Annotated in this window: 13 protein-coding genes; 5 read left to right on the plus strand and 8 right to left on the minus strand. The window is 64.1% G+C overall.

The annotated features are described in order from the left end of the window. The first annotated feature begins 61 nt into the window (after positions 1 to 61). The 3 genes from ACOYYX_RS33375 to ACOYYX_RS33385 are packed head-to-tail and all read left to right on the plus strand — an operon-like array spanning position 62 to position 3,046. Positions 62 to 784, plus strand: coding sequence for a metallophosphoesterase family protein (locus ACOYYX_RS33375; protein ID WP_422926981.1), 723 nt, complete (start codon positions 62 to 64; stop codon positions 782 to 784). Further along, entirely contained in the window at positions 781 to 2,019 is a 1,239-nt protein-coding gene (locus ACOYYX_RS33380) for an MFS transporter (RefSeq protein ID WP_422926982.1), read from the plus strand. Before ACOYYX_RS33375 ends, ACOYYX_RS33380 begins: the two co-directional genes overlap by 4 nt. After that, positions 2,000 to 3,046, plus strand: a complete 1,047-nt coding sequence (locus ACOYYX_RS33385) for a 1-acyl-sn-glycerol-3-phosphate acyltransferase (protein WP_422926983.1) — start codon at positions 2,000 to 2,002, stop codon at positions 3,044 to 3,046. The genes ACOYYX_RS33380 and ACOYYX_RS33385 overlap by 20 nt, the downstream gene beginning before the upstream one ends. 45 nt (positions 3,047 to 3,091) lie before the next feature. Here ACOYYX_RS33385 and ACOYYX_RS33390 read toward each other — a convergent pair whose 3' ends face one another. The 6 genes from ACOYYX_RS33390 to ACOYYX_RS33415 form a co-directional block, all read right to left on the minus strand. Beyond that, on the minus strand, positions 3,092 to 3,556 hold the full coding sequence (locus ACOYYX_RS33390) for a helix-turn-helix domain-containing protein (protein WP_422926984.1): 465 nt from the start codon (positions 3,554 to 3,556) through the stop codon (positions 3,092 to 3,094). Between the two features lie 279 nt (positions 3,557 to 3,835). Beyond that, positions 3,836 to 4,840 carry a polyprenyl synthetase family protein gene (locus ACOYYX_RS33395; protein WP_422926985.1) on the minus strand — a complete coding sequence of 335 codons (1,005 nt, stop codon included), beginning with the start codon at positions 4,838 to 4,840 and terminating at the stop codon, positions 3,836 to 3,838. Between the two features lie 145 nt (positions 4,841 to 4,985). Next, complete coding sequence (gene moaC / locus ACOYYX_RS33400) at positions 4,986 to 5,465, minus strand: cyclic pyranopterin monophosphate synthase MoaC (protein ID WP_422926986.1); 480 nt, start codon at positions 5,463 to 5,465, stop codon at positions 4,986 to 4,988. A gap of 58 nt (positions 5,466 to 5,523) precedes the next feature. Next, a complete protein-coding gene (locus ACOYYX_RS33405; RefSeq protein ID WP_422926987.1) occupies positions 5,524 to 7,158 on the minus strand; it encodes an ArnT family glycosyltransferase in 1,635 nt (544 codons plus the stop codon). 278 nt (positions 7,159 to 7,436) lie between these two features. Next, positions 7,437 to 8,012 carry a helix-turn-helix domain-containing protein gene (locus ACOYYX_RS33410; RefSeq protein WP_422926988.1) on the minus strand — a complete coding sequence of 192 codons (576 nt, stop codon included), beginning with the start codon at positions 8,010 to 8,012 and terminating at the stop codon, positions 7,437 to 7,439. A 597-nt stretch (positions 8,013 to 8,609) separates the two neighbouring features. Then, positions 8,610 to 10,421, minus strand: a complete 1,812-nt coding sequence (locus ACOYYX_RS33415; RefSeq protein ID WP_422926989.1) for a flagellar basal body P-ring protein FlgI — start codon at positions 10,419 to 10,421, stop codon at positions 8,610 to 8,612. A 511-nt stretch (positions 10,422 to 10,932) separates the two neighbouring features. Between ACOYYX_RS33415 and ACOYYX_RS33420 the strand changes: the two genes are divergently transcribed. Next, positions 10,933 to 11,208: a hypothetical protein gene (locus ACOYYX_RS33420; protein ID WP_422926990.1), complete on the plus strand. Its 276-nt coding sequence runs from the start codon at positions 10,933 to 10,935 to the stop codon at positions 11,206 to 11,208. 288 nt (positions 11,209 to 11,496) lie between these two features. On the opposite strand, the gene ACOYYX_RS33425 is transcribed toward ACOYYX_RS33420, so the two are convergent. Then, positions 11,497 to 12,537, minus strand: coding sequence for a N(4)-(beta-N-acetylglucosaminyl)-L-asparaginase (locus ACOYYX_RS33425; RefSeq protein WP_422926991.1), 1,041 nt, complete (start codon positions 12,535 to 12,537; stop codon positions 11,497 to 11,499). Positions 12,538 to 13,113: 576 nt separating this feature from the next. Continuing rightward, positions 13,114 to 13,770: an RNA polymerase sigma factor gene (locus tag ACOYYX_RS33430; RefSeq protein ID WP_422926992.1), complete on the minus strand. Its 657-nt coding sequence runs from the start codon at positions 13,768 to 13,770 to the stop codon at positions 13,114 to 13,116. Positions 13,771 to 14,709: 939 nt separating this feature from the next. Between ACOYYX_RS33430 and ACOYYX_RS33435 the strand changes: the two genes are divergently transcribed. After that, positions 14,710 to 17,856 carry a WD40 repeat domain-containing serine/threonine-protein kinase gene (locus ACOYYX_RS33435; RefSeq protein WP_422926993.1) on the plus strand — a complete coding sequence of 1,049 codons (3,147 nt, stop codon included), beginning with the start codon at positions 14,710 to 14,712 and terminating at the stop codon, positions 17,854 to 17,856. Positions 17,857 to 17,916 lie beyond the last annotated feature (60 nt).

The following is a 17,916-nucleotide window of genomic DNA, read 5'->3' on the forward strand; positions in this document are numbered from 1 at the left end:
AACTCGAGGCCGCCTTGTTCACGACAACCGTCGTCAAAGACCCGTCCCGGAACCGACCCTGATGCGAATCCTCGTCGTTTCCGACATCCACGCGAATTGGTCCGCCCTGTCGGCCATCGATGAGCCGCACGACATCTGCCTCTGCCTCGGGGATCTGGTCGACTACGGCCCCGACCCCGCTGAGTGCGTGCGCTGGGCCATGAACCACGCGCACTACTCGATCCGAGGCAACCACGACCATGGCGTCGCGCAAGGGATCGCTGTGAGCGGCGACCTCGGCTATCGCTATCTCACCCGCGTCTCACGCCCCTTGATGTGGGATGCGCTCGACTCGGAGGAGCGTCGCTACCTGCTCCAGATGCCGCTCACCCAGCGGATCACCGTCGATGGGCTCCGCATCTTCATGGTGCATGCCACGCCTCGCGACCCGCTCGACGAATATCTGCGGAAGGACCCCGTCACCTGGGCCAAGCGGGTCCATAACATCGAGGCCGACATCGTCTGCGTGGGGCATTCCCACATGCAGTTCAACCTCGCGGTGGACGGGATGGTGATCCTGAATCCGGGGAGCGTCGGCCAGCCCCGCGACGGCGACCCTCGCGCGGCCTACGCCGTGATCGACGACAACAAGATCGAGCTGAAGCGAGTCCCGTATCCGGTCGAGCAGACGATCGCCCGCGTCGAGGCCTCGCCGCTGCCCGATCGGGCCAAGCAGATGATCCGCCACAGCCTCCGTTCGGGCCGACTGCCCGAGGCGCCTGCCATCATCGAGGATGTCGAATGAGCCGCCAGGAACGGGTGAGCCCGATCTACTTCGCCCTCTTCGCGTCGCTCTACGCCCTGCAAGGGGTGGTCGTCGCCTATTTCTTCAATTTCAACCAGCTCTACATGATCGCGGCGGGGGTGACCGAGGAGCATGCCGCCGGGATCCAGAGCCTGGCCCTGATCCCGTTCATCCTCAAATTCCTGGGCGGCCCCCTCTCGGACCGGGTCAACTTCTTCGGCTTCGGACACCGCAAGCCTTACATCATTCTCGGACTTCTCGTCGAATCCCTCGGGCTGGTCGGCCTGGCTCAACTGGACCCGTCGCGGTCGTCGACGTCCTTCACGATCGTGGCGATCCTCACGGTCACGGGATTGGCGCTCTATGACACGTGCTGCGACGGGATGGTGATCGACATCACGCCCCCTACGGATCGCTCGCGGGTTCAAGGGATGCTCGTCGCTGCCAGGGCGATCGCGGCCATGGTCTGTTCACTCGCCTTCGGCTACTGGCTCGACATCAAGGGCATCCCGACGGTTCGCTACCATCAGGTGCTATGGGCCTGTGCGGCACTCGGCCTGATCCCACTTGCCTTGGCCGTCCGTTGCCAGGAGCCTAGTCGAGCGTCCGATGCCGAGAGATTCCAGTGGGCGGCCCTCAAGGTCCTCATCCTGCCGAGATCTCTGGTCCTGCTGGCTTTCGGCGGCCTCTACTCGGTCGTCGGGTACGGGGTCGAGATCAACTTGAGCCCGTACTACCAGTCACTGCATTTCAACAAGAGCGAGATCGGCCGCCTCTCTTCGATGCGTTATGTCGGGCGAGCGGTCGGGGCGGCGTTGCTGACCCTGGCGTCCCGCCGGTTCGGTCGCGGCCTCATCCTGGCCTTCGGCATCGTCTCACTCGCGGCGACCACGGCGGGGCAGGCCTACGTGGGCGGGTTCGCCTCGGCGACGGTCCAGGGATTCGGCTTCGGCCTGGCTAACGGCTGGGATGACGCCATCTTCTTCGTCCTGGCCATGGAAGCGTCGGATCCTCGCATGGCCGCGTCGACTTATGCCCTCTTCATGGCCGTCTCGAATGTCAGCGTGGCGGGTGGGTATCTCTTCTCCCTGATGAAGTCCGCATTCGGCGGCCGCTATGGCTCGGCTTTCCTCGTCGCGGCGGGATTGACCCTGGTCAGCCTCGCCTTGATCCCTCCGCTCAAGCGAAGTCCGTCCAAGACGGCGGAACCCGACGATGGTGTTACCATTGCCTAACTACCTCGTGATTGCCGGGCTCGCCTTGCTGTCGCTCGGCCTGATCTACGCCGCATTGCCCTGGATTATCCTGGGTGTCTTTCGATGTCTGCTCTGGCCTCGCTACTCGTTCGTGGTCGAGGGGCAGGAGAACCTCCCTAAGACCGGGCCCGCCGTCCTGGCCATCAATCATGTGACCTGGATCGACGGCTTCGTCATGGCCGCGAACCTCCCGAGGCGCGCACGGGCACTCGTCAACGCAAGCTATATTGGCCTCCCCGTGATCCGTCATCTGGCCTCGCGAGTGGGCCTGATCCCGGTCCCCTTCTCGAAGCCGAGTGCGCTCAGGACTTCGATCAAGGCGACTCGGGATGCCCTCGAGCGAGGCGAGGTCGTCGCGCTCTTCCCCGAGGCTCAACTCACCCGGAATGGCCTCCTCGGCCCCTTCTATCGGGGCATCGAGGTGATCATCGACGGCAAGGAGCAGATCCCGGTGGTCCCGGTCTATCTGGACAACCTCTGGGGAAGCGTCTTCAGTTACTCGGGCGGGCGATTCTTCCGCAAGTGGCCGAAAGGCTGGCGGCGGACCGTCGTCGTCGTGTACGGGAGGCCCGTCAAACCGCCGATCACGATTTTCGCGCTTCGCCAGGCTGTCCTGGAAGCCGGGGTGCGGGCCTTCGAACTTCGCCGAGGCCAGGTGGGCCCACTGGAAACCCTCGACCCGAGCAAACCAAGGTTCGAGCATCCCGTATTGGGGCTGCTCACCTCGGCCGCCTCGGATTATCACGCGGCTGATGTGAACCAGGTTGGATACAAGGAGGGGACCGTCGGCCATCCCGTGCCGGGCGTCGCGCTCAAGGTCGAGGACGATGCGGGGAATGACCTCGGGCCGAACGAAACCGGCCGCGTCATTGCGCTCGTCGCCGGCAAGGGAAAGTGGGTCGACACCGGCGTTCGCGGGAGCCTGGATCGCGACGGATTCCTGCGGATCGAGGCGCAAGTCGAAGGCACCGGTTCGACTCTATCAACCGTACCGGCATCGAACTGATCGTGTTCTCGAGCGGAACGCGGGCTCGTCGGAGAATCGCGGGGCTCAGCCGATCCTCGTCGCGGTGACGGCGGGGACGACGGGTACGGGAGGCGTCGGCGCGGGGCGGGAGACTTCCTCGGGCTCGACGCTGGGCTTGGCGTCGAGGAGTCGTCGCATCGCCACTTCATATCCGACAATGCGAATATTTTCGAGGATCCGCACGGCCCGGGAGCAGCCGATCCCGCGGGCGAGTTCGAGGACCTCGCGTTCCTCGGTCGATAGGGGGTCGGTCGAACGAGCGGGGTCGTGCTCGAGGGTATCGTCGGCGAGATAATCGAGGGAAACCCCGACGGCCCGAGCGAGACGGAACGCATTTTCGAGCCCGGGGCGCGACTTACCCGCGAGGATCCGAGAGATTTCGGAGTCGCTGACCTTGGATATCTTCGCCAGCTTCTGGCCATTCAAGCCCCGGCGGAGCATCTGGGCCATGAGCTTCCTTTGGAGGGGAGAGGCCTTTTCGGCGTCCATCTGAAAGTCCTCGGCGAAGCGGCAAAAGGAGGGATAATTTCCTAATCCCACGCTCTCGGGTATAGCATACTCCCGGGACCCGACAACCGCCCATCCTAAACTTGCAAGATTATCCTCGTATCATCAGCGTTGCTCACTTGGATGATAATCATACCATCCAATGAGACCAATGCATGCGCGTAGAGGAACGGGCGGAGAAGGAGGCGCGGGCGGTCCTGGCTATCTAAAACGGCGGGAGAGCGGGACAGTCGACGGCGGGCAGGGCCGCCGTCGCGCCGATCACGAGGCGCGACGGACGACGTACTGGGTCAAGGTTTTGAGGACGGTCTTGGCGGGAGATTCCGGCAGGTCATCGAGCCGAGAGCAGGCTTGGGCGGCGAAGTAGCGGGCCCGATCCCAGGAGTATTCCAGGGCGTCGGAGCCGTCGAGGTAGGAGCGGAGGAGGCTACGGTCGGGCTCGGGTTCGGCGAGCATCTGGCGAATCTTGTCGGCCGCCGAGGGCTCGACCGTGTTGAGCAGGCGGATCAGCGGGAGCGTGAGCTTCTGCTTCTCGAGGTCGGTGCCGAGGCTCTTGCCGGTCGTGCGCTCCTCGCCCCAGAGGTCGAGCACGTCGTCGGCGATCTGGAAGGCGATGCCGAGGTCCCGGCCATACTCTTCCATGTCGTCGACCCGGCTCTGCGAGGCGCCCGCATAGTGGGCACCGAGGCGGCAGGAGACGGCGGTCAGCTCGGCGGTCTTGCCCCGGACGATGGAGTAGTAAGTATCCTCGTCGAGGACGAGGTTCCCACGGTTGTGGATCTGCTGCATCTCCCCTTCGCAGACGAGGTTGGTCGCATGCCCGATCCAGCGGCAGGCGAGGGTCGTCTCGAGGGAGGCGGCGAGGTGGAAGGCGTGGGTGAAGAGGTAGTCGCCCAGCAGGACGGCCGTCTCGTTGCCCCACTCGGCGTTGACGGTCGCCGCGTGGCGCCTGATCATCGCCTCGTCGAGGATGTCGTCGTGCACAAGTGTCGCCGTGTGGATCATCTCGACGACGGCGGCGAGCACGGGGTGGGCCGGCTGTACCGAACCGCAGGCCTGGGCCGTGAGCAGGACGAGGGCCGGGCGGATGCGCTTGCCCTGGAAGTCCGAGCAGTGGTCGACGAGCTGCTGCACGAACGGATAATGGCTGCCCAGCTCCTCGGCGAAGATCCGTTCGGACTCGGCCAGTTCGGCGGCGATGGGCGCATAGATAGCCGCGAGTTTGCGGCTCGTTTCCTCAGCCTTCAAGAGAGATCGCGAGGACATCCCACCACTCCCGAGTAGCTCGTCGACCCTTCACCGAGCACCGCAGGCCGAACTTCGGCGGAGCGAATTCGATCGACCCAAGGTGTCGCGAGGCGTCTCCAAGAATCCGGTCATCAAAAATCTCGGCGCGAGTCCTTCGAGGAGGTCAATCCGGCCCCCGCCGGTAGTGACCACTGCGCCCGCCCGTCTTTTCCTCAAGCTGAATCTGGGTGATCGCCATGCTTCGATCGACCGACTTGCACATGTCGTAGATCGTGAGGGCGGCGACGCTGACCGCGGTCAGCGCCTCCATCTCGACCCCGGTCCTGGCCGTGACACGCGCCAGGGCTTCGATCCGGATCGAGGCGTCATCCGCAAACTGGAAGGAGACTTCCACGCCGTCCAGCCCGATCGGGTGGCAGAGGGGGATGAGATCCCCCGTCCGCTTCGCCCCCATGATCCCCGCCAGGCGGGCGACCTCGAGGACGTCCCCTTTCGCCAGGCGACGATCTCGAATCAAGGCCAGGGTGGCGGGTTCCATCAAGACGACGGCGCTGGCCTTTGCAGTCCGAAGGGTGACGTCCTTGGAGGATACGTCAACCATCCGGCTCGCGCCTTCGCTGTCGAAATGGGTCAGCTCCGCCATCCGACCGTCCTTGTTTCAATTTCTTCTGAACGTATTCTACAGAGCGTCGCCATGTTTGCTAGGGGGATGCACGCGTTTCCGAAAGAGAGGGGGAATCTGCCGACGATCTCGGCGATCCTCCGAAATCCCAGAGCCCCGAGAGCCAGACCCCCTGTCGGCTCCGCAGCAGGATCGGTTTCCCCGCCTCGAGCCGCTTCTTGAGTGCCGGCTTCCAGTACGCCGTCCGCCTCGAGACGACGACCCACCTGGCTTTCAGGGCCTTGTCCTCATCCCCGAGCACCAGGCCGTCGCGGGCCATGAGCCGGGTGGTCGAGGCCATCCCCTGGGTGGGGTAGAGGGTCGGTGCCAGGGCGGCGGTATCGCCGGGTCTGGCTTCCTTCGCGAGTCGGTCGAGCAATGTCGAATCGACGGCGTCGTTCCAGTACGTCAGTTCGAGTCCGAGGCGCTCGGCGCCGGGCAGACCGCCGACGAGCAGGTTGTAGTAGCTCAGGCCGAACGGGTGCGTCGACACCAGGCCGAATCCCTGGGCCACCAGGAATATCGACAGGAGCCCTCTCCGAACTCGATGAGGACCCGCCCACTCCCATCCCTTCGAGAAACCGAGGCCGATCACGACGGCCCAGAGCGGGAAGACGACCAGGAAGAGCCTCTCGCCGTCATAAACCGGGATCCGGGTGCTGAAGAGAATCAGGAAGAAGAGGATCGCCCCCCAGAGCAACCACGAGAACCGGTCGCGACGCCCTGCGAAAACCCCGATCCCCCCGAGCAGGTGCAGACCGACCGGCACCGTCACCAGGAAGTAGAACCAGGGGTAGTGCCAGGGTACGTCCCTGTCCGCGAACACCTGGCCGAAGTAGAGCACCTGGATCGACGTCCGCTCGACCCCGGTCCCAGCGTAGGCGCGAAGCCGCTCCAAAGAGTGGTGCCAGAGCCAGGGCCAGCCCAGCAGATACACGCCGAACCCGCCGACTCCCCAGGCAACCCACCCCAACAGTACCTTGCCTGACCTGTTTCGAGCCGTCAGCACCCACCAGAGAAACAGGATGGGGGCCAGGAACCAGGCGTGAATCTTCGTGAGCAGGGCCAATCCCCACGCCAGCCCCGCGAGGAACATGAAAAGCCAGTTGCGGGATTGCCGGAGGGCGAACTCCGTCGTCAGAAGGCCCAGGATCCAGAAGAGGCAGAGGAAGGTGTCGAGCGCCCCGAGATGGGCATGCGCGAAGAGTCTGGGCATGGCCAGCATCGCGAACCCGGACCCGGAAGCCGCCGCGCGGCCGTAGTGCGACCCAGCCGTCCAGACGATCAGCCCCACCAGCAAAGCGAAGCAGACCGCCGGGGCGACTCGCGCGGCATGGATGTAAAGCCGTAAGGGGTCGGGGCCCCCCATGAGGAACATCTCGATCGGCTCGCCCAGAGTCGAGGCTATGCCGAGCAGCCAGCGCCCGAGCGGCGGATGCTCGGCGTTGTCGCGGAAGACCATGTCGACGACCTCGGGCCGGAAGAATCCCGAACCTCGGGCGAAGAGGGTGGCGATGTACGTCCGCCCCGGCCGCACGTCGAGCGGTTCGTCGACCGTGATCCCGATCCCGCCGATCGTCCCGACCGTCGCCAGGAGGGCGAGGAGGGTCCAGGCGAGGGTCAACTTCCCCAGGGACCAGAAGGGCTTCTTCGCTGCGAGAGGTCGTTCAGTCATGGGGGCGGGTTTCTTGAGAACCTTCGCGGTCTTGGCGTTGTCTGGTTCGATGAGGCCGGCCAGCATCCGGGAGGATTATGAGCGATCCCGGCTTCCCGGGCGAGGGGCCGGTTCCGAGGAGGACGGGAGTCGTCGGGATGGAGGCGGGCGACGAATGCGTATCCGGGAGGCGGGAAAAGGGAACGAGCCCGAGGTTCGCCCCGGCGTTGGCCAGGGAGTACCTCGGGCTCGTCACTGGAGAGGCCCTTTTGTGAAGGGGAGATGCTCTCCGCTTCGGATCAGGGCTCGTCGGCCTTCTTCTGGGAGATGAGACGGCGGACTCGCTCGGCGAGCAGAGCGCCGTCGAACGGCTTCTTGAACGCGTCGTTGAAGCCGATGGCATACAGCTCTTCGTTCGGTTCGTCGCTGGTCAGGGCGACGAGGATCGTCGAGATGTGATCCTGGCTCTTTCGAAGGTTCTGGGCGATCTGGCCGGCCTCGATGCGGCCGACGGCCAGGTCGATCACGATGCAGTCCGGGTGGAAGCTTTCCGCCCGAATGCCCGCTTCGAAGCCCGACGCGGCGGTCTCGATGCGGAAATCGTCGCCCTCGCGGAGTTGGTCGCGGAGGCTGGACAGCAGGGGAGCGTCGGCGCCCACTACCAGGATTTTATGGTAAACCTCCGCTTCGAGATCACCCAAGGGCATGTTGTGCTCCTTGAGGAACCGAAGCAGATGCTCGCGAGGGATACGACGATCCTGCGAACCCGGAATGCGATATCCACGCAAGCGGCCCGAATCGAACCACTTGGAAACGGTACGAGGCGCGACTTTGCAAATCTTCGCGACCTGACCGGTTGTAAACACCTTCTTCATGTCGAGGACTCCACTCGCCCTGATTTGGTGCGAGACCTCGGAGGTTTCCTCACCCCTCCGGAATGACCCATGTCGGCGCGGTGACAGTCCCGGCTCATCGAGCCACGTCCGTCGTTTCGAGTGACGGTCGCGGCCGAGTAGAGACGGCAATCATGGAAGACGCTCCGACCCCGCTCCCAACCCTCGCCGTTCTCGCTCGCTTCGGGCCTCGACAAGACGTTGTCATCTCGGAGAGAACCCTTCCGTGAGCGAGGGGGAAACGCCTCGGCGATACGCGTCCCCCCGTCGAGAGTCGAGCACTCCTCGCCCATTGGCGAGGAGTTGTTCGGTCTAGGGCCACCAAGAGGTCAATCTCTGGCCTCCGTGCCGTAGCGGACCTGACCGTCAAGACTATTTTTCGAGCGGCGCGGCGTGCGACTTTAGAATGGACCAGGACTAGCTCGAACAAACGAGCGAATACTGGCAGGGATAGGAGCTGGGGCGGGATTCCGAATCGGAGGAAATGCGCAAGACAGGGTCGACTTTGCAGGCTAAAAAGGCATGAAGCCCCCCTCTTTGCTTCGAGGAGGGCCCCATGGATCACCGCGGAGAAATTCCTCAGTCGCCGGAGAAGAGGCGACGGAAGAACCCCTTCTTCTTGGAGTTGAGGCTCGCCTTCTTGACTTCCTCGTCCTTCTTGGACGGATCCTTCCCAAAGATCGCGATCTGGTCATACAGCTCGGTGGGGACGGGCACGGCGTCCACGACGAGCGGACCCGAGAGGTTCCGCTGCTTGTTCGCCCCCTGGAGCAGGCTCACGACGTCGGGATACTTGGCCCCGAGATTCGCCACGCGACGGATGGCGTCGGCCACCTCGAGCGTGGAGAGGGTCTTCTCGTCCTCGCCATGCGCGGCCGAGACGATCTTGCTGATGAACAACTGCTCGTCGCCGTCCGAGGCGTTCAGCATGAGCGGACCGTTCGACAGGACGATCGGGGTGAGCAGTTTCTGGTCGCGACCGAAGATCACGATCTCGCTCCGCTTCGTCCGGGCGAGGTGGATCATGGGCGGACCTTCGCAATCGATCACATACAGGGAGAACGGGTCGACCGCGGCGTTGCGGGGTCGACGGTAGGCACTCGAGAGCGCGACGGCCATCGACTCGCTCGCCTCCTCGGGATCGGGCTGCACGTCGATCACCCGCAGACGGCCGAGGAACGGGCTGTTCTCGTCGAGAGTTCGGAGCGCATCGAAGGCCCCGTAGCGAACCTCGACGTCGGCGACGTCCATGAGCTTGACGAGTTTCGACTGTGCGCGAGTCTGGTCGCTCGACGCGTTCGCGGCACAGGCGGCCAGGGCGGCGAGGGCGTGGGCCCGGAGCTTCGGCTCCTTGATGACGACGTCGCCGAGGATCTCGGCGCCGGAATCATCCTTGAGATAGGCGAGGGACTCGGCCGCGAGGAACCGGACCTGAGAGTTGTCGCTCTTCAATCCTTCCTTCAGCGTGTCCGCGGCCGTCGGCCCGAGGGCCTCGAGCTTCAAGGCGGCGATCCCCGCCTTCGTCGGATCCATGAGTTCCTTGCCCCATTGCTCCATCCTCGTCTGACGGAGGGCGGGGAGGTCGACGAGGGGCAGGACTTTCACGACCCGGAAGTAGCGATAGTAGTTGTGGTGATAGACCTTCGGGACCTTCAGCTCGAGGTATGTGTCCTTCTTGGCCGTGGCCACGCCCTTGAGCTGGACCCCTTCGTGGAGGGGGAACCGCTGATTCAGCATCGCCTCGATGAGGGCCGACGTGCGGAAGCTGCGCCGGCTATCCTTGAGGACGAGATTGAACGGGGTCGCCTTCTTGACCTTGCCGCCCCCGAGGACTCGGCCGAGCTTGGGATCCGTCGGCTTGGCCTCGCTGCCGACCATCACCGGCCCCTGGGCGGTCGCCTGCTCGGGACCTTCCTTGGGGGTGCCCCCCAGGACGAGCGTCTCGCGCAAGCGGCACGAGATCAGGCTGCCGCCGGCCAGGCTCTTCGTCGCGCAGCCGGGCGGGACTTCCAGTTCCACGTCGAGCCGGTCCGTCTGGTCGACCCCGACCGGCACCTTCAGCTTCACGATCACCATCGAGAAATGGGGGTCGGCCAGGATCTGGTTCGGATCCTCGACGCCGGCCTTCCTCATATCCTCGATGAGGTGCTCTCGGTACCACGAATTCGGAGAATCGGCGCCGGTATTGTCGAGCCCGGCAACCAGGCCCACCCCTTCGAGCTTCTGCTCGGAAGGCATCGGAATGTAGGCGACATCGCCGATCGATTCCTCCGCCTTAGGAGGAGGACCCTCGATCCGCTTCTTCTTGGGGGCTGCGCCAGCCAATATCAACGCGGCGATGACCCATAGGGCCGCCGGGAACCAGCCGCGCTTCGCGTCTGTCCGCCTCATCGACCTGCCTCCTTGCACACCGCATAGGGGAGAACCCCCGTTCACAGCCCGAGAATCAGCCGTGATCTTGAAAAATGTCTCCGCGCGACCACAATCCTTGTGGATCGAACGGCGGTCGGACTCTATGGGGTTTCCAAAAAATGGTCAAGTCGAGATCGAGGGGAAGAACTTGAGGTTTTCTTAGGACCGGACCTGAGCAATCCTTTGAGCAGACGTGTGTCCGCGAACATCAAATGTATCAAATTTTTATGCAACCATCCCGGCGCGAGCGGCGGCGAGGTTGACATTTTTTTCGCCGGGGCCGGTTCGCAACAAACAATCTCTTAACAATGAGTTGCGCATCATCCTCGTCCGGTTTCGGCCCCCAAGGAGCGGAATTCCGCGAGGTCGGACTGAACGTTCCGGCCATTTCAACGTACTATGCATTAGAACCGACTTGTGACTCGTGTTGGATCGGGTCGGCGGAAGTCGGGGCCCTCTGAGTCAGAAAATGACTGCGGATTTGCAGAAAATGAACCAGCACGACCCAGCCGCCTTCGCCGCGGAAGTTCGTGACCTTGCCTCCCGAGCCCACCGCGAGTTGACCAGCCACGACGCCTCACCCACGGAACTCCGCCTCCTCTCCCGGCGCATCTCGCGCATCAGAGATGAGATGGACTTCATGATCTCGGACGAACTCTCCGAGTGGTTGGATAATCTCGGCGATCGGGTTGAATCGCGAGAGGCGGGCAAGATGAACTACGCCCCCAAGCATCGCGCCGTGCGTCGGACGCCGGCCCGCTCCTGACGCGACGAGAGCGTCAGGGCACCCGACATAATCTGACTTGAAGCGAATGGTATTGGACTTGGCTCCGTCAGACCAAACCGTCATGACCGCCACCCGCGCCAGGAGCGAGTGACGGAGAACCTTCGTTCCCTACCCGTAACGACCCACCCCTCGACCTGAAGTCGCCTCTTTGAATCCGGAGCAGAAGTGGAAGACCAGCCGGCGCAAGCCAGAGCTGGTCTCCATGGGGTCGTTTAAACACCGACCGGGCTCGCGGTCTTCTCGACGCATCGAGCTCCTAGCTCAATCTCACTCGAAAAGCATCGCCGCTTCGACGGTCCGGATGTCGTGGCCGTCGCAGACTGCCAGGTTCATCGGGCCACGCATGTTGGCGGCGGCAAACTTCCCTTCCTTGGTGAGGCAGAAGAACGAGACGCCGAAGTTCGGCTTCCCCTTGTCGTCGCGGAAGCGGGGGTCGCGCGTGGTCGTCTCATGGATCCGCTTCAGCACTTCGACGAGAGCATCCTTCGGGGCCATCCCGCGCCTCAGGTACTCGACGACGAGGAACGACGAGCAGTTCAGCAGGTTCACCTCGCCCAGGCCGACCGAGCCGCACGAGCCGATCGTGTTATCGAGGTACAACCCCGCGCCAAGGATCGGCGAGTCGCCGACGCGCCCCGGCACCTTGTAGCCGACGCCCGAGGTGGAGGTCACGCAGCCGAGATCGCCGTGACTATCCAGCACGGAACAGTGGATCGTGCCGTGGACATAGGTCTTGGTCATCGTCTGGATGTGAGGCTCGAGGCTGGCGAGCTCCGTCGGGATCCGGGAATCGCCGCGGAGCCGGCTTTCCTTCCAGTGCATCCAGGCCTTGCGCGAGTCCTCGGTCAGGAGATTGACCTCGGGAAAGCCGTGGTCCTTCGCGAACTTGAGCGCGTTCTCGCCGACGATCAGGACGTGCTTGGTGCGCTGCATCACGACGCGGGCGACCGCGGCCGGGTGCATGATGTTGCGCAAGGCGGCGACGGCACCGCCTCCGTGGGTCGGTCCGTGCATCACGGCGGCGTCGAGCTCGACGACCCCGTCTTCATTGGGGGTCCCGCCGTAGCCGACGGTGTGCTCGTTGGGATCCGCCTCGAGATAGGCGACCCCTTCGATCGCGGCGTCGAGCGGGTCGGCTCCTGCCTTGACCTTTTCCATCGCGATCTCGACGACCTTCTCGTTCCCGCTGGAGATGACCACGGGCTTGCGCGATCCGAGGGGCTTCGGGGGCAGGGCCCCCATGGCCAGGGTCGCGACGCTCGCTGCGCCGGCCGACATGAACGTGCGACGGTTGAGGCTCGGTTTCATCGGTCGCCATCCTGATCTAGAGCGTTGGAAATGGACCCATTGCCACACGTGCGGCTGAGAGTCTAATAAGACGGCCCCGCCGTCGGTATCGACGACGGGGCCCGGATTGATCCGTGGGCGAGAAGGCGACGCAAGCTTAGCAATGGCTTCCGACGACATCGATGTCCGATTCATGCGCACACGAGCAGTCAACTTCACCGCGAAAGCAGGCAGAAACCCTGGAGGGAGCAGGCCTGCTTGACGACGACCGCGGCTCGCCAAAAAATCTCATATCTTAGAACATACATAAAAATTTAATATAAATTGATTCACTTTAATTCAATTTGATTCTTTCACAAGTCATTTTCATAAGTTTGAACATGGTCGTTTTTGATTCTTCCCTATTGAAAATGGAAATCGGCCGCGTCGCAAACGCGATCACAGCGTTGGCACCGTCGTAAGCCACGAGGATGGGCCTGGCGAGATTGCTCGAATTGAAGGAAAGGAAGGAAAGACGACCCACCAGCCGGGGGGGGAATCCGCCAAGGTGGGAAGGCCAGGCGTCAGGAGGTCGGCAGGAGAGGCAGGTCGGCTCGATTACGAGTGGGCGGCGTGATGGGCGCGGAAGGCGGGGGGGATCTCCCCCATGACTTCCTTGAGGCGTCGGAGGATCCGGGACTTCGACTGCCTCACGGCGGCCGGAGAGACGCCCAGGTCCATGGCGATGTCGGCGGGGGCGTGCCCCTCGACGGCGGCACGCCAGAAGGCCTGCCAGCTCCGCTCCTCGAACTCGCCGCGGACCATCTCGAGGGCTCGTCGCAGGATCCCCGCGACTTCCAGGTCCGATGCGTCGTCGCCGTCACCCAGGCCGGGATCCGGGACTTCGAGAAACATCCGATAGGAATCGGCCCCGCCCGTCGCCGGGCTGGAACCCTGGCCGAGCCGGCGGTAGGTGTCGAGCAGCTTGTTGCGGGTGATCCCCCTCAACCAGCCCCGGAACGTATCACCGGAGCGTTCGTAGCGGAATGTCCGCATCCCGAGGGCGACGGCCTGGAAGACTTCCTGGACGATATCCTCGGCATCTTCGCCGCGGACCCCCCAGCGATGGCACCAATGGTGGACGAGTGGCGTGTAAAGATAGAGCAGCCTGGTCCACGCCTCCTCACGGTGGGCCCGAATCCCTTCCATGAGGGTCAGCGATGTGGCGTCGGCCGGCTTGGGCCTCAAGCTCGCGGCGAATCTTGGCTGATGCACGGCGCTTTCACTCCCTAGTCTGCGTCGACGGTAAGAGTGTTTGGAAGCCGATTTGTCATCAATCGAAGTATACAACGGGATGCGAGCCCACGATAGAGGCAGGAGTCGTCGCCGGTGTCTTTCTCGTGAATTTTCATGTCGGTCTCATCGAAGGATTTCGTGAGATGAACATGCAATCGCCAGGTTAATCCGCCGATATCCGCCCGCGGCCGCGATTTGGGTAAAATGCGTCGACCCAGGGGCGTACCCGCACCCCGTCAGGCTCACGAGGCATAACTCGTCGAGGACCTAGCACCAACTCAGGTTAAAACTCGGCTATCCGACCAGAATCGTGAAACGCAAACGGACAAAAACCAACCGAATCCGCGTTCCGAAAGGATATGCTCGCTGGGAGAGAGGAAGAGCCCGGCGAGCGGTGTCACACGTCTCCGATGTTTCTTGCAGCGGGCGACGAATGCGACCTACAATTCACCACAATGCTCGCAGCCACGTCAATTAAAAACTTCGCAATCATGGCCCCCGCTGTCAAATCGCTCCGGAGCGAGGTGATCGACCGTGTATCGCGACAGATGTCCGACTGACCGAGAGTTGGTCGAGTTCAATCTTGGCGATCTCGTCGAGGACGTACTGGTCGAGGTGGCGAATCACCTCGAGGTATGCCCTCGGTGCGAGGCCAGGGCCCAGCGTCTCGACGGCGAGACCGACGAGATCCTCGTGGCCTTGCGCCGATCCGCCTCGGGTTCCCCGACCGCATCCGGCTGGGGTCATGCCGGCTCCTCAACGAAATATACCTCCGACATCGCCTCGAAATTAGTGAACGCCTTAGGACATAGGAGGGAGGGAGGGAAGAAGCCCCGGGAAAGGCGTCCTTCCACGGCCCACAAACCGACGAAGTCCAAGGCAAATCCCGAAGGCGGCAATCCTTTCGGGTTCGGCGAGATGAGCGTCGAAGGATATGAAATCCTCGAGTCGCTCGGGGAAGGGGGGATGGGCCTCGTCTACAAGGCCCGCCAGATCGCCCTGAACCGACTGGTGGCCCTGAAGGTGGTCCGAGGAGACCCCGACAAGCTCGCCTCGCGCTTCCAGATCGAGGCCGAGGCCGTCGCGCAGCTCCAGCATCCGAACATCGTCCAGATCTACGACGTGGGCTGGCGAGAGGGGCGTCCTTATCTCGGGCTCGAGTTCATCGACGGCGGTTCGCTGGAGGCCAGGCTCGGCGGCAAGCCCCAGCCGGCCCGCGAGGCCGCCGAGATGGTGCAGACCCTGGCCTCGGCGATGGATTATGCCCACACGCGAGGGATCATCCATCGCGACCTGAAGCCCTCGAACATCCTGCTGACGCGCCTGGGCGTCCCCAAGATCACCGACTTCGGCGTCGCCAAACGTGTCGAGCTGAACGACCACCAGACTCGCGACGGCGACCTCGTCGGCACCCCGAGCTACATGGCCCCCGAGCAGGCCAGCGGCTATGGCGAACTGGCCGGGCCCCCGACCGATGTCTACAGCCTGGGCGTGATCCTCTATGAGATGCTCACCGGGCGCCCGCCGCACTACGCCCCCACGGCGATGGAGACCCTCATCCTCGTCAGCATCCAGGAGCCGGTCCCCCCGAGGCGGCTCCAGCCGAGGATCCCGGTCGACCTCGAGCGGATCACCTTGAAATGCCTGGAGAAGGAGCCGGCCAAACGCTACCCGACCGCGCTGGCCCTCTCCGAGGACCTCGGCCGCTACCTGCGCGGAGAGCCGATCCTCGCCCGCCAGATCCCCTGGACCGAGCGGGTCTGGCGATGGTCGCGGAGGCGACCGGCCCTGGCGTCGTTGCTCGGCGTGGCCCTGCTCTCGCTCATCGCCGGCTCCATCGCGGCGGTGCAGTACAACGCGATGCTGCACCAGTTCAATGACAACCTGCACGAGGTGAATTCCGACCTCCAGGCGACCCTGCTCCTCGCCCAGCAGAACGAGCGCAGCGCCGAGCGGGCGAAGAGCGAGGCCCTCGCCAACGCCAACGCCGAGGCCGTGCAGCGGCGCCAGGCCGAGCAGTCGCTCTATTTCAGCCACATCGCCCTCGCCGAGAGCGAGTGGAGGAACAACAACGTCGCCGGGGCCGAGGTCCTGCTGGAGAAATGCCTCCCCGCCTCCGGGCGGACCGACCTCCGCGGCTGGGAGTGGTACTACCTCCGCAAGCTATCTCACGCCGACCTCCTCACCCTCAAAGGCTGCCGGGACTGGGTCCACTGCGTCGCCTATAGCGCCGACGGCGAGCGCATCGTCGCCGGGTCGGGGATCCCGTATCACCTCCCCGGCACCGACCCATTCCGGACCCCCGGCGACCTCCTGGTCTGGGAGGCGGCGACCGGCAAGCTGATGGGGCCGCTTGACGGTCACAAGGGGGCGATCTGGAGCGTCGCCTACAGCCCCGATAACCGCTGGATCGCCTCGGCATGCGCCGATGGTGAAGTGATCGTCTGGGACGCGCGGACCTTCAAGGCGGTCCATCGGCTTGAAGGGATCCCCATCGAGGCCATCTCAGTGACCTTCTCGCCCGACAGCAAGACGGTCGCCGTCCTGAACAGCAAGACGTTACGCCTCTGGAAATTCCGGACGTCGCAGCCCCCGTCCGAGACCGACGCCTTTCATGGTGCGTGCTCCGTGACCTACCGGCCCGACGGTTCGAGCCTGGCGGTCGGCGATGGAGGGTCGACCGTCAGCCTCCTCGATCCCGTGACCTGTTCCGTCCTTCGGGTCTTCCGGGGAGAGCAAGGGACCATCCGCTCGCTCGCGTTCAGTACCGATGGCCACTCACTCTGCGCGGCGAATGAGTCGGGATCCGTCACGATCTGGGATGTGAACACCGGCCAGCTTCGGCGCGAGATCCGAGGGCATGTCGGTGAGACGACCTCCGTCGCCTACAGCCCCAAGGGAGACAAGATCGCGACGTCGTCCGCCGATCAGACGGTCAGGATCTGGGACGTGAAGAAATCCTCAGAACTGATCACGTTCCGCGGCCACACCTTCGGCGTGCGGAGCGTCGCCTTCCATCCCGACGGCACGCGCCTGGCATCCGGCAGCCAAGATCGGACGGTCAAGGTCTGGGACACGCGGCGCGATCCCCGCGAGCTCAGCTTCCGCAACGAGGGGGACACCGGCGGCGAATGGGCAGGCGACGTCACTTTCACCCCCGACGGCGAACGCCTCCTGGCCGTGCGCCACGACCACGGCTCCATCCAGACCTGGGACTCCACTTCCGGCAAGCTGCTCAGCCAGCACGACATCAAGATCAACAACGTCTATCGAAGCCCTCGGAAGGATACGGCTTTCGGCGATAAAGCCAGGATCCTCGCCGGTCCGTCCCAGGTCGACGACCGCTGGGTCACGATCTGGGACACGGCCACCGCCCGCGAGCTCTTGACCTTCCGCGAGCACACCGCAACCCTCTCGGCCGTCGCGATCCGCCCCGACGGCCAGGTCATCGCCTCGGCCAGCCGAGGACCCGACGAGAAACCGGCAAGGGGCGAGGTCCTGCTCTGGAACGCCAAGACGGGCAAGCGGCTCCTCACCCTGATCCCGGAAGGGGCCTCATCCGTCGCCCGACTCGCCTTCAGCGCCGATGGGTCGAAGCTCGCGACGGCCGGGGAGGACAAGCACGTCAAGGTCTGGGATCCGGACTCAGGGCAACTCCTGCTGGACCTGAAGGGGCAAGAGGGCCTGATCACCGACGTCGCGTTCAGTCCCGACGGCACCCGCCTCGCGGCCGTGGGTCGAGACGAGCCGACCATCCGCGTCTGGGAACTGACCCAAGGGCGCGAGATCCTCACGCTCCAGGGGCACAAGCATGCGATCACGAACGTCATCTTCAGCCCCGACGGCCAGCGGCTCGTCTCGACCGGGTACGAAGGGGTCGTCAAGCTCTGGGATGCGACCTCGGGGCAGGGGGTCATGGCCCTCCGCGGCTTCGCCCCCCAGCGGCCGGGCGATTACCAGTTCAATGCCGAGGTCTCCTTCAGCGCCGATGGCTCCCGGATTGCGTCCAATAGCTGGGAAGGCACCCTGAACATCTGGGATGCGGGCAAGTTCTCCTCGCAGTGATACCGCGAGGCGACGCATTACCTTCGGCCCAACTCGCTTTGGATCTCACCCCGTTCGACC

Origin of the sequence: Singulisphaera chitinilytica, assembly GCF_049331405.1 — a bacterium.
Classification (GTDB): Bacteria; Planctomycetota; Planctomycetia; order Isosphaerales; family Isosphaeraceae; genus PoT.